Below are 11,643 nucleotides of genomic sequence, written 5' to 3'. Positions count from 1 at the left end.
TACGTGACCATGAACCGTCCCGCTACACTCCCACCGCTCGACATTCACCCAGGTCAAGCCTCAAAGTACTGCTGGAGTACTAATACTCCAGCTGTAGATCGTGATCTTCATGTCTGAGATGCGGCTTGCCGCTGGTAGTGACTGGTGCGCGATCGTGCCTGGTGGCGGCGCCAGTCGGACCAGGCAAGTCGGTGGGCCGAGTCGCGGACGGGCCGGACGACAAGCGCGATGAACAGGCGGCAGATCTCGTTGCAAGACAGCGGGATCAGGTCGTCCGGCGTGGGTCGGTGTGCGTGTTCGTCGGCGCGGACGACAGCGAGGAAGGCGTGGGCCAGCATCGCGAGGGTGACCCATCGGGCCCACGAGGGGTAGCGGCGGACCTGGTGCTCATCCAGCCCGGCCAGTCCTTTCTCGGTCTGGAAGGTCTCCTCCACCCGCCATCGGGAACCTGCGACCTTGACCAGGGTGGCCAGGGATGCCGACATGGTGGAGTGACAGCGGTAATAGGCGAGTTCGCCGGTGCTGCGGTTGCGGCGGATCAGCAGCTGGTGGCGGCCAGGGGATGCCTCGGCGAGGTTGATGACGGCCCAGTCTTAGAAGCGCTGCCCCTTCGCGCCTCGCCCGGCCGAGAGCTTCTGCCAGGCCCGCTTCGGCACCTTCCGCGCCAGGGCATCGGCGCGGAACTTGCCTGCTGCGGTGGGCACTGCGGCCGAGCAGGCCACCGCGAGGACATAGCCAATGCCGCGTTCCTCCAGAGCCGTACGGAGTCTCGGGTTGCCGCCGTAGACCTCGTCCCCGGTGACCCAGCCGACGTGGTGTCCGGCGTCCAGGAACCGTTCGATCATCGTACTGAAGCTTCCCCTTGATCGTGGACACCTGGAGACTGGGATCTTGAGGTTCCAGAGGAAGTAGCGCCAGGTGGGAAGCAAGTACACGAAGCGGTACACCGAGGAGTTCAGGCGGGACGCGATCGCGCTCGTCGACTCCTCGGGCAAGACGGTCACCGCGGTCGCCCGGGAACTCGGCATCAGCTCCGAGTCTCTCCGCGGCTGGTACCGCAAGGCCAAGGCAGACCGGGGTGAGGGCGGCTCCGGTGAGCTGACCAGCGCTGAGCGCCAGGAGCTCAAGCGGCTGCGCAAGCAGGTCCGCGAACAGCAGCAGACGATCGAGATCCTGAAAAAAGCGACGGCCTTCTTCGTGAAGGAGAACGACCGGTGAGCGAGCGGTACCGGTTGATCCACGCGGGGAAGGCGACGTACCCGATCGTTCTGCTGTGCCGGGTGATGAAAGTCGCCCGATCCTCCTACTACGCCTGGTGCGAGGGCGAGGCCGCTCGTCGTGCCCGGCAGGCGGCCGACGACGCGCTCGCGCACGAGATCACCGTGGTGCACATCGCCTCCCGACACACCTATGGCGTCCCGCGCATCCATGCCGAACTGCGGCGCCTGGGCAGACGGGTGAACCGCAAACGCGTCGCCCGCGTGATGCGCGAGCGCGACATCCGCGGCGTCACCCGACGCAAGAGGCATTTGCTGACCCGGCCGGACGCGAAGGCCAAGCCGGCCCCGGACTTGGTCGGCCGCGACTTCCATGCCGAGCGCCCGGCATCAAGCTGGTCGGCGACATCACTTACCTGCCCACCGCCGGGGGCTGGCTCTACCTCGCCTGCTGGCTGGACCTGCCCACCCGCGAGATCGTCGGCTACGCCATGGCCGACCACCACTGTGCCGAGCCCGGCTGCGTGATACACAGCGATCGCGGCAGCGAATACACCTCGGCCCAATTCCGCAACTGAATAAGCGAGTTGGGGTTGCGGCAGAGCTGCGGACGCACCGGATCATGCTTCGACAACGCCGCCGCGGAAAGCTTCTGGGCCCTACTCAAAGAAGAGATCGACACCCGTACCTGGCCCGACCGGGCCACCGCCCGCGCCGAGGTCTTGTCCTTCATCAAGACCTTCTACAACCGCCGCCGCCTACGCAAGCACCGCACGTTCGGCTACCTCACCCCGGCCGAGACCAGGCAACGTCAGCAGCACGCCCTCACGGCACAATGATCACGTCTCCGAGATCACGGGGACTTCATCGACGGCCCATCCCCCTGACAACACCGGGGACCGTGTCCGAGGGTTTGGACGGCCGGTTCGTTCCCGACGACCACCTCGGCGCTGAGACAGGTTCTGCCGTCCTGTTTGACGACGGCGCACAGCGCGTTGCGGCGCAGGGGTGTGACGGACACCCAGACTGGGGCGTCCAGCTCCACCCAGCCTTTGAACGAGACGGACATCCCCGTCACCGTCGTGCCCGGGGCCGGGTGAACCGCGTGCGCGGCCTGGCGGAGCGCTTCCAAGAGGAGCATGCCGGGAGCGTGGTCAACGGGGTGGTCGAACAGTATCGGGTGGTCCTGGTCGGTGCGGAGCTGCCAGCGCCCTGGACTTCCTGTCGCGGCGAGCACCACGTTCCCGGGCCGTGCGTGTCCGACGGTAGCAGGCGGCAGCGGGGAAGGGGGCGGCACGGTCCAGCCGGGCCGTGCTTCAAGGTCGTGTCGTCCGCGCAGCCGGCGGTACACGGCTGGCGAGTGATTCGTGAACCGGGTGTGCGCCGCTCCTACGCGGCGGCCGTTCACGCGTACGGTCGCGTGCATGGTCATCGAGATCAGGCAGCCCTTCCTCATCTGGACGTCGGAGCACGTGATCTCCAGCAGGACATCGGCCCCGGACCGCGGGACGAGCAAGGCGCACGGCTGCACCTCGAAGTGGAAGCGGTCCCAGACCAAGTGACTGCCGAAGGGCACGCCGTAGGCGACGTGGGACAGCAGGGGAAGCGTCTGGCGCACGGTCTCGACGAGGAGCAACGGGTCGAAGCGCCTGTTGCGCGGCCGATAAAAGACGTGGAAGCGGGGCCACCGGGCCCGAACGGTGTGCCGGTCACCGCCGTGGGAGGTCCAGCCGGTGAGGAGCACCTCGGCAGCCGCGTCCTTGTGGACGAGCTCCCGGGGAACCCTTTCGACGAGCCGTGGTCTGCCGTTCCCGTAGCCGCGTAAGTGGGACATGCCGACACTTCCCCCTGAGTCGATGGCCTGCTCAACAGCGATACGGTAAACATAAATTACGCTATCTATGTGTGTCGAGGAGTGATCCCGAGTGCCGACTACCAAGGCAGAACAGGCTGCCCGCACACGCCAGAAGGTCCTGCTGGCGGCAGCCGAGGTCTTCGACGAGACGGGCTACGAGAAGGCGTCCGTCTCCCAGATCGTGCAACGGGCGGGACTCACCCTCGGCGCCCTCTACTTCCACTTCGGCTCCAAACAAGGACTGGCCGAAGCGCTGATGAACGTTCAGCCGACGACCATAGAGCCCCACCTCACGTCCACCGGGCTGCAGCGCTTGGTGGACATCACCCTGGTGTGGGCGGACCGGATGAAACGCGATCCGGTCCTGCGTGCCGGAGTGCGTCTGGCCACCGAACAAGGCAGTCACGGCATGAACGACGCCACTTCCTTCGAGGACTGGCGGAAACTGATGCGCGGGCACCTGGACGTGGCCCGCTCCAGCGGCGAACTCCGTGACGGCGTCGACATCGACCATCTGGCCCGCTTCGTCGTCGGCGCCTGCACCGGGATGCAGCTCTACTCGCACCTCGCGACTAGGCGGTCCGACCTCATGGAACGCGTCTGCGACATGTGGGACCTGCTGCTGCCCAGCGTCGCGTCCCCAACGGTGCTGCACGACATCCACGTGGGCCCCACACGTGTTCCCGCACGGTGACCGCGACGACGGCCCCGCCCCGGCACATCGTTCTTACCGGGGCCACCGGGCAGATCGGTTCGCTCATGGTGGGGCACCTGGCGCCCCACCACCGTCTCACCCTGACCAGCCGCACGCCCCGTCGCGCCCTGCGGAGGCCCGGCGTCCATCATCTCACCTGCGACTACGACGACATGGCGAGCCTCGTGGACGCCTTCCGCGGCGCCGACGCCCTATTCGTCGTCACCAACGACCCCGCCCGGCCCGAACACGACCGCAACATCGTGCGGGCGGCGATGGAGGTGTCAGTGGGCCACATCGTCAAACTGTCCGCCGCTGCGGTGCGCGACGATGCGGCGCACGACCTGATCACCGAGTGGCAGCGCACCAACGAGGACCGGATCAAGTCGAGCGGCATCCCCTGGACCATGATCCAGCCGCGCTCGTTCATGTCGCACGCCCTGGCCTGGGCGCCGGGCATCCGCACCAGCGGCACCACCCAGGCGCTGCACCCCCACAGCCGCAACGCCTGCATCGCGCCCGAGGACGTCGCGGAGGTGTCGGCACGCGTCCTAGGCGACGCCCGGCACCACTCCCGCTCGTACCAGCTCACCGGTCCACAGGCGCTGTCGGCCCACGAGCAGTCGGCCGTCTTGGCCGAGGTGCTCGGATGCCCCCTCACCTGCCGGGAGCTGTCCCGCGAGGAGGCCCGCCTCACCCACACGCTCAGGTACTCACCCGTGATGGCCGACGCCCTCCTCGCGAGCGCCGAGCGCCAACTGGTCGGTGCCAAGGCCCACATCACGGACACCGTCGAGCGGCTGACCGGAAGGCCGGCGACCACGTTCGCCCAGTGGGCCGCACGCCACAAGGACCGCTTCGAGGGCGAACCGCTGCCGCCGCGCCCCGCGGAGCCATGCCCGGCGAACGGCAGCGTGGCCGGAACACCGCCGCTCCGATGCGGGTAGGCCGGAAATCATCCGCGCGCCTTGCCCGGCCCCCGTGCCGCGGGCAAAGATCTCCGGGGCCGCGCCGCCGTACGCAGGGGTGCTGCGGTGTCCACAACGGGGGGAACCCATGCCCGCAGAGGGCCTGTTGTACGACAAAACTGTCCTAATCACCGGAGCGAGCAGCGGCATCGGTGCGGCGGCCGCGGAGCTCTTCGCCCGGGAGGGGGCCGCCGTCGTCCTGGCCGCCCGCCGTGAGGAACGGCTGCTGAAGCTCGTGGCCGCGATCAGCGCGGCCGGCGGACGAGCCACCGCCGTGGTGGCGGACGTGACCCGCGCGGGGGACATGCGGGCAGCCGTGGACACAGCGCTGCGGACCCACGGTCGGCTCGACGCCGCCTTCAACAACGCGGGGTGGACGTCCACCGGTACCCCGATGCACCTGATGGACGACGCGGAGTACGACCGCATCATGGACGTCAACGCCCGGGGGATATGGCATGCGATGCGCGCCGAGATCACCGCGATGCTCGACCACGGGAGCGGGTCGATCGTGAACACCTCCAGTGTCGCCGGGGTGCGCGCCACCGGCGCCGGCGCCCCCTACATCGCGGCCAAACACGCCGCCATCGGTCTGACCAAGGCCGCGGCCGACGAGTACGCGGAACAGCACATCCGCGTCAACGCCCTCGCCGTCGGCAGCACCCGGAGCGAACTGATGGACCAGGTGCTCACCGAGACTCCCGCGCTGCTGCGGCCGTTCACCGAGCGCGCGATGCAGCACCGTATGGCCGACCCCGTCGAGATCGCCCAGACGGCCGCCTGGCTGTGCTCGGACCGGTCCTCGTTCACCACCGGCGCGGTCATCGCGGTCGACGGGGGATGGACGGCGCGCTAGCACCGGCGTGCCGCAGGGCTGGACTTGCTCGAAACGCTCCGGGTTCTCTTGGTTCGTGTGCCCGTCACCGGTTCCTCACCCTAGGGTCTGAAGGATGTCGGCCCATGATTTGCAGCACCCGACCAGCCACGACGCACCCCCGGCCCGCGGGGCAGCCGGTGCGGGCCGGACCGCACCCTCGTCGTCCTGACCCCTGAGGCCCCCTTGATGAAGAAGAGAGACCGCGCCGTGTGTACGCGCGCGAACCTCGTTCTCGCAGCAGCGCGTCACTTCGACCAGCACGGCTACGACGGTACGACCCTCGACTCCATCTGCAGAGAGGCGAACGTCACACTCGGGGCCGTCACCTTCCACTTCCGCTCCAAGGCCGCACTGGCCTCCGCGGTGGTCGAAGAAGGAACCGATGAGCTGCGGCACCTCGGCGCCGCCGGCCCCGCGACCGGCCGGCCGCTGCCTGACCTCACCTCCCTCGTGCTGCGTGTGGCCACCGCCCTGCAGACCATCGTGCTCACCCGTGCCGCCGTGCGGCTGGTCGAGGAGGGCCACGGGCGCTCCGGCTGGCCCGGTGACTTCCGTGCCCAGGTACTGCGGCTGGCAGAGGAGGCCTCGGCCGCCGGTGACCTGACCGCTGACGTACGGCCGGCCACCGCCGTGGACGTTGTGCTGCACGTGATGGAAGGGGTGGCGGCGAACGCCCGGAGGGCGGCACCCGGGAGCGGCCCGCCGGTCGCCGACGTCGAGGAGATCTGGTGTGCCGTGCTCGGCGGTCTGGCGGCGGACGCCCCGTGATCACGCGGGGTCACAGTGGAGCCGGGAGTAGGCGAACGCGGTGGACACCAGCGTGGTGTGGTGGTGCCAGCCCGGGAACGACCGCCCCTCGAAGTCCCGCAGGCCGAAGTCCTCGTGCAGGGCGGCGATCACGCCCGCGGCCAGCCGCGGCTGCCGCATGAGCGGACGCAGCTGAGGCACCGGGCGGTCGACCAAGTTGGTCAGCCAGAGCTCTGCCGGGCTGTTCGGCCGGTGCTGGACGAGCAGGCGCAGCCTCACCCGGCGGCTCGACGGACGCGGCAGGAGGACGGGGAGGTTGACGACGTGCCGGCCGTCCTCCGCCGCCTGGTCTCCCCGGCCCGCGAGGAGCCGGCGCACGGTGAGCGCCTCCGGGTCCGCCGACGGGAGCGACGCGGGCACGACGCGCACCGTGTCGGGGACGCGCAGAACAAAGGGCCGACGGCTGCGCGTGAGCTCGTCGAGGAAGGCCTCGCGGTCCGGCAGCCACGACAGGTCGGCCGTGACCGGAACGCGTCGCCCCGACGGCTGCGACGCGGTGCTCCGCAGCACATCCGCGGCCTGGGACCACAGGGGCCCGCGTACCGCGTCCGGCACCCGTGCCTTCAGCCGCCGTGCCTGGGACCAGGTCCTGGGCACGTACAGACCCCAGTCGACGGGCAGGGGGCCGTGGTCGCCGGAGGCCAGCACCACGAGGCCCAGCTGGCAGTTCACCGACCGGCCCCGGTCCGGGTCGAACCGGCGGTGCACACCGGCGGACTGGTCGCCGCGCTTGGGCATGAGCGCGGGCGCGAGGGTCCAGGCCGTCACGTCGATGCCGGACGGCGCCACCTGGCGCAGGAGGTTGCGGCGGGCGGTCGCCCAGTCCCAGGGGCTGGCGTTCAGGAACTGGTGCAGGGCCTGTGAGGCCGTGGGTGAATCGCTGACGGACATCGCCAGCCGCCGCAGCGACTTCTTGCCCGGTGTCCGCAGCAGGGCCCGTACGTGGAGTTCGGCCCACCTGCGCTGGTCAGCCCGCGGCAGGTGGTCGAACACGGCTGCGACGAACGCGTGCAGGTAGGCACCCCCGGCGTCCTGGTTCTGACGGACGTCCCGGTCGCTCCGGTCGCTCCGATCGTCCCGGTCCTGACGAACGCCCCGGGCGTGACGGATGCCCTGGACGTCGCCGAAACCGATCGACGGCGCCGACTCGTGTAGCCAGGCCGGCTCGTGCAGCAGAGCCATCGCAACGTCCCTCCCACGCGGCGTGCCACTGTCCCCGTCGGTGTACGCGGCCCCGCCGCCGACGACTGGGCATCGGACCGGTGACGGGATCGAGGTCCAGCATAAATAGCGCTATTTATGTGTGCCAGGAGGCATTCGGCCAGGCCGGAAGTTCCGGCATCTTGTCACCATTTCGACTCTTTCATCATGGTGTGAATACCCCGACTTGGCCAAGTGGGGCCGCGACGGCGCCGCCCACTCGAACACATAGCGCTGTTTATGCTTGGCTCGCTGTAACCGTCGGACGAGTGCCCCGCAGTCGGCGGCGAGCCTGCCGCACCGAGCCGCACGAGGTGCCAGATCCTGCCCGTCGACCGACGGCGGCACCCCGTCACCACCCCCGCCCCGTCGCGGGACGCACCGCACCGTCCGCACCCCTGTGCCGGGCACCACGCTCACCTCGAGCCGACGATGTCCTCCTCGGCACCTGCAGCTCTCACATGCAGAAGACCGACAGAAAGCAGACTTCCGGTGTCTTCACTTCTCACGGACAACCCGCCCCCCACGCACCTGCCGGACCCTTCGGCCGCGGCGGCCCCGGACCACGTCCCGACCTCCGCGGCGGAGTGTCCGGAGGTCCGGTCGGTGCCCGTGGACTCCCTGGTGGACGCCGACTCGCCCCGACTGGGAGGGCTGGACCAGGACCACGTCCAAGTACTGGCGCAGGGCGCCATCGAACCGATCCTCGTGCACTGTGACACCCGGCGCGTGGTCGACGGGATGCACCGGCTCCACGCCGCCAGGCTGCGGGGGGACGGCACGATCCCGGTCCGGTACCTGGAGGCGCCGGCCAGTGAGCTGTTCATCCATTCGGTGGCGGCCAACGTCAGCCACGGCCTGCCCCTGACCCTGGAGGACCGGAAGGCCGCTGCCCGGCGGATCCTGGCCCAGCACCCGGACCTGTCGGACCGGGCGGTCGCGCGCGTCACCCGTCTGTCACCGAAGACTGTGGGCGCCGTGCGGCGCGCTTCGAGTGAGGAACTTCCCCGGTCGAAGGTCCGGATCGGGGCGGACGGCCGTACTCGTCCGCTCGACGCGGCGCGACGCCGGGAAGTGGTCGGCGCGTTCCTCGCCGAACACCCCGGGGCCACCCTGAACGAAGCGGCCGCCGCCGCCGGGGTGTCGGTCAGCACGGCATGCGAGATCCGGCAGCGGATGAGACGCGGCGAGCAGCAGCCGGCGGCGCCGACCCCGGACCGCGGTGCCCCGCGCGATGCGCGCGACCCGTCTGCGAGCGGTGCCGGCCGTCCGGCCGGGAGCCGGTGTGCGGGTGGCGGTCCGGCCCGGCACATCGCGGCCCTGGCGAAGGACCCGTCCCTCAGATTCACCCAGTCCGGGCGCGCGCTGCTGCGCTGGCTCAACGAGCGGGCGCCCGACGTGGAAGCGGCGCGGGAACTGCTGGCCGCAGTGCCACCGCACTGCGCCGTCACCGTCGCGGACCTCGCCCACACCTACGCCCGGGAGTGGCAGCGGTTCGCCGCCACCTTGGACCAGGCGGTCGGCGACGAGTACGAAAAGCCCGACCCTGCAAGGAACAGCGAACTGAGTTACGAGCCCATTTCTTGACGGAATACCGGGGCCCCTGAAAGATGAGTGTCAGTTCGGCGGAAACAGTGCCGGATATCACCAGGAAAGGGCCGCGGAACTGAACGTCTCTTTCCTTTCCAATAAAGGCTCATCAAGGCGGCCGACCCTGCGAACGGGGCGGAAGAGAAATTCGACCGCACGCTGGAGAAACCTGGAGTTCAGGATGGACGAGGCGGGGGTTCGAGTGAAGACGATCGTGGCCGGCGCGGAAGCGGGCGCGGACGTGGCTGTGGTCGGCGCGGGACCGGCCGGCCTGTACGCCGCCTGCTGCGCGGGCTTCCGCGGGCTCTCCAGCGTGGTGGTCGACGCGCTGCCCGAGCCGGGCGGCCAGGTCGCGGCCCTGTACCCCGAGAAGAGGATCCACGACGTCGCCGGCCACCCGGCCGTGCGCGGACGGGAACTGATCGGCCGTCTGGTGACCCAGGTGGAGCCGTTCCACCCGCGTTACCTGCTCGGCCGTACCGCGGTCTCCCTCGAGGCGGAGGAGGGTGGGAGCTGGGTGGTACGCCTCGAGGACGGCGCCCCGGTGCGCGCCCGAGCCGTGGTGATCGCGGCCGGACTGGGCCGTTCGGTCCCACGCACCCTGCCCTGCCTGAGGCCCTACCACGGGCGTGGTGTCGCACACCACGTGCGGCGCCTGGAGGACCACCGAGACCGTGACGTGGTCATCGTGGGCGGCGGCGACAGCGCCGTCGACTGGGCCCTCGCCCTGGTCGGGGTGGCCCGCTCGGTGACGGTCGTCCACCGCCGCGCGGCCTTCCGCGCCCACGAACACAGCGTCAAGCGGATGTACGCCTCGGCTGTCCGCGTCGTGACCGAGGCCCAGCTGACCGCCTGCCATGGCGACGGACGGTTGGAAGAAGTCCGGGTGCGGGCCGCGGACCGGGAATTCGCAATACCCGCGCAGGCCGTCGTCGGAGCGCTCGGATTCATCACCAACCTGGGCCCGATCACCGAATGGGGACTGCGCATGATTAATCGTCTCATCCTGGTCGACGGGGCGATGCGGACCAATCTGCCGCGGGTCTACGCGGTCGGCGACATCTGCCATTACGACGGCCGCGTCCCGCTCATCTCGGTCTCCTTCGGAGAGGCGGCGACCGCGGCCAACCACGCGGCGGTCGCGCTGCGTCCCGGTGCGCGCCTCGCCCCGGAGCACTCCACCGACATTGACGACACCCTCCTGTCATGAACCTGAAAAAGCTGACCATCCTCCCGGCGGGCATCGACGTCCTGCTGCCGGACGGATCCCCCCTGACCGAAGTCGAGTACGAGGTGCAGCAGCGGCCCATCCCCTTCGGGTGCCGCTCCGGATCGTGCGGCTCGTGCGTGATCGAGGTGCTCGACGGCCTCGGCTCCCTCGGCGAACCCGATCCGGACGAACTCGACTTCCTCGAAGACCTCGGCCGCACCGGCGGCACCCACCGACTGGCCTGCCAGTGCCGGCTGCGGGGGGGCGCGACCGTTCGCGCCCCCGACGACATCTGAAACCCGCTCACACTGAGCGCCCGAACACCTAGACCGAAAGGTGAACCATGCCGAACCGCGTGACCAACGTCGGCTACGGGGACCGCACCCCCTTCCTCAGCAGCACCGCCTCGGCGAAGCTGCGCACCGAGATCGACGAGCAGCTCGACCAGCAGGTCCTCGAGTGGTACGCCAACGTCCCCGAGGCCGCCCACCTCGAGGGCGCGAACGTCGACTCCGCGTACTACAAGCGGAACCTGATCGAGACCGCCTGGCGCATCCGGATGCTGCGCGTGTCCGAGGCCAAGGCGCTGGTGGAGATCGCCAAGACCAGCCCCGAGGCGGCGCAGGTCTGGGCCAACTACGAGCAGGAGGAGATGCTCCACGACGAGCTCTTCATCGACGACCTGGCCAAGGCCGGCGTCTCCCGCGAGGAGTTCCTGGCCACCGAGCCCTACCTGTCCACCAAGCTGCTCACCGGCTACTTCTCCTACCTCCTCGACCACGAGGGCCCGCTGGGCGTGGTCGCGTACTCCTACCTCGTCGAGTACGTGAACGTGAAGCTCGAGCCCAAGAAGCTCGAGGCGCTCAAGAAGTCGGTCGGCGAGGCCAACATCGGCGGCCAGATCAACCACTCGCACACCGACATCAACGACGACCACCCCGGCGAGGTCTGGGCGGCCGTCCGGCACCTGCTGCGCAGCCAGGACGACATCGACTCCTTCAAGCGGTACCTGCGCGAGCACCAGCAGCTCCTGGCGCAGTACTTCGAGGAGCTCTACCTGGACACTATCGCCAGGGCCGAGAAGCAGCCGGCCTGAGATCCGACCGCAGCGGGGGGGGGGGGGGGGGGGGCCCCCCCCCCCCCCCCCCCCCCCCCCCCCCGCGGCGGGGGGCGCCCCCCCCCCCCCCCCCCGGCCGGGCGACAGCCGCCGGGCCCGCGGGGGCAG

Annotated in this window: 13 protein-coding genes and 2 pseudogenes; 12 read left to right on the top strand and 3 right to left on the bottom strand. The window is 69.9% G+C overall.

The genetic code is table 11. The features are described from left to right. Window positions 1–107: 107 nt before the first annotated feature. Window positions 108–845: pseudogene (locus tag LCE31_RS28380) on the bottom strand (IS701 family transposase); the annotation flags it as partial. A 73-nt stretch (window positions 846–918) separates the two neighbouring features. Here LCE31_RS28380 and LCE31_RS28375 point away from each other — a divergent pair. The 4 genes and pseudogenes from LCE31_RS28375 to LCE31_RS28365 all read left to right on the top strand — a co-directional run bounded on the left by LCE31_RS28375 (window position 919) and on the right by LCE31_RS28365 (window position 2,056). Next, window positions 919–1,218 carry a transposase gene (locus LCE31_RS28375; protein ID WP_225019180.1) on the top strand — a complete coding sequence of 100 codons (300 nt, stop codon included), beginning with the start codon at window positions 919–921 and terminating at the stop codon, window positions 1,216–1,218. Between the two features lie 65 nt (window positions 1,219–1,283). Continuing rightward, a pseudogene (locus tag LCE31_RS41350) lies at window positions 1,284–1,514 on the top strand (IS3 family transposase); the annotation flags it as partial. Between the two features lie 92 nt (window positions 1,515–1,606). Beyond that, on the top strand, window positions 1,607–1,795 hold the full coding sequence (locus tag LCE31_RS41345) for a hypothetical protein (protein ID WP_374118576.1): 189 nt from the start codon (window positions 1,607–1,609) through the stop codon (window positions 1,793–1,795). A 9-nt stretch (window positions 1,796–1,804) separates the two neighbouring features. Beyond that, entirely contained in the window at window positions 1,805–2,056 is a 252-nt protein-coding gene (locus tag LCE31_RS28365; protein WP_225019175.1) for an integrase core domain-containing protein, read from the top strand. Between the two features lie 14 nt (window positions 2,057–2,070). Here LCE31_RS28365 and LCE31_RS28360 read toward each other — a convergent pair whose 3' ends face one another. After that, window positions 2,071–3,051, bottom strand: coding sequence for a ScbA/BarX family gamma-butyrolactone biosynthesis protein (locus tag LCE31_RS28360; RefSeq protein WP_225019173.1), 981 nt, complete (start codon window positions 3,049–3,051; stop codon window positions 2,071–2,073). A 91-nt stretch (window positions 3,052–3,142) separates the two neighbouring features. Here LCE31_RS28360 and LCE31_RS28355 point away from each other — a divergent pair, with 91 nt between their 5' ends. From LCE31_RS28355 to LCE31_RS28340, 4 genes are all read left to right on the top strand, one after another. Further along, window positions 3,143–3,766 carry a ScbR family autoregulator-binding transcription factor gene (locus LCE31_RS28355; RefSeq protein ID WP_225019171.1) on the top strand — a complete coding sequence of 208 codons (624 nt, stop codon included), beginning with the start codon at window positions 3,143–3,145 and terminating at the stop codon, window positions 3,764–3,766. After that, window positions 3,763–4,713 (top strand): NAD(P)H-binding protein, encoded by a 951-nt coding sequence (locus LCE31_RS28350; RefSeq protein WP_225019169.1) that lies wholly within the window; start codon window positions 3,763–3,765, stop codon window positions 4,711–4,713. The genes LCE31_RS28355 and LCE31_RS28350 overlap by 4 nt, the downstream gene beginning before the upstream one ends. 109 nt (window positions 4,714–4,822) lie before the next feature. After that, the gene (locus LCE31_RS28345; protein WP_225019167.1) at window positions 4,823–5,590 is read left to right on the top strand and encodes an SDR family NAD(P)-dependent oxidoreductase; all 768 of its coding nucleotides are present in this window, start codon (window positions 4,823–4,825) and stop codon (window positions 5,588–5,590) included. Window positions 5,591–5,797: 207 nt separating this feature from the next. After that, window positions 5,798–6,379 (top strand): TetR/AcrR family transcriptional regulator, encoded by a 582-nt coding sequence (locus LCE31_RS28340; protein ID WP_225019165.1) that lies wholly within the window; start codon window positions 5,798–5,800, stop codon window positions 6,377–6,379. On the opposite strand, the gene LCE31_RS28335 is transcribed toward LCE31_RS28340, so the two are convergent. Continuing rightward, window positions 6,380–7,600: an IS701 family transposase gene (locus LCE31_RS28335; protein ID WP_225019163.1), complete on the bottom strand. Its 1,221-nt coding sequence runs from the start codon at window positions 7,598–7,600 to the stop codon at window positions 6,380–6,382. A gap of 510 nt (window positions 7,601–8,110) precedes the next feature. Between LCE31_RS28335 and LCE31_RS28330 the strand changes: the two genes are divergently transcribed. From LCE31_RS28330 to LCE31_RS28315, 4 genes are all read left to right on the top strand, one after another. Further along, complete coding sequence (locus LCE31_RS28330; RefSeq protein WP_225019161.1) at window positions 8,111–9,205, top strand: ParB/RepB/Spo0J family partition protein; 1,095 nt, start codon at window positions 8,111–8,113, stop codon at window positions 9,203–9,205. A gap of 184 nt (window positions 9,206–9,389) precedes the next feature. After that, window positions 9,390–10,418, top strand: coding sequence for an NAD(P)/FAD-dependent oxidoreductase (locus LCE31_RS28325; protein ID WP_225019159.1), 1,029 nt, complete (start codon window positions 9,390–9,392; stop codon window positions 10,416–10,418). Next, window positions 10,415–10,714, top strand: coding sequence for a 2Fe-2S iron-sulfur cluster-binding protein (locus tag LCE31_RS28320; RefSeq protein WP_225019157.1), 300 nt, complete (start codon window positions 10,415–10,417; stop codon window positions 10,712–10,714). The genes LCE31_RS28325 and LCE31_RS28320 overlap by 4 nt, the downstream gene beginning before the upstream one ends. 47 nt (window positions 10,715–10,761) lie before the next feature. Continuing rightward, window positions 10,762–11,514 carry an iron-containing redox enzyme family protein gene (locus LCE31_RS28315; protein ID WP_225019155.1) on the top strand — a complete coding sequence of 251 codons (753 nt, stop codon included), beginning with the start codon at window positions 10,762–10,764 and terminating at the stop codon, window positions 11,512–11,514. The last annotated feature ends 129 nt before the right edge of the window (window positions 11,515–11,643 follow it).

It is taken from the genome of Streptomyces sp. 8L (assembly GCF_020176795.1).
Taxonomy (GTDB): domain Bacteria; phylum Actinomycetota; class Actinomycetes; order Streptomycetales; family Streptomycetaceae; genus Streptomyces.
This window is presented reverse-complemented; position numbering and strand designations above follow the sequence as displayed.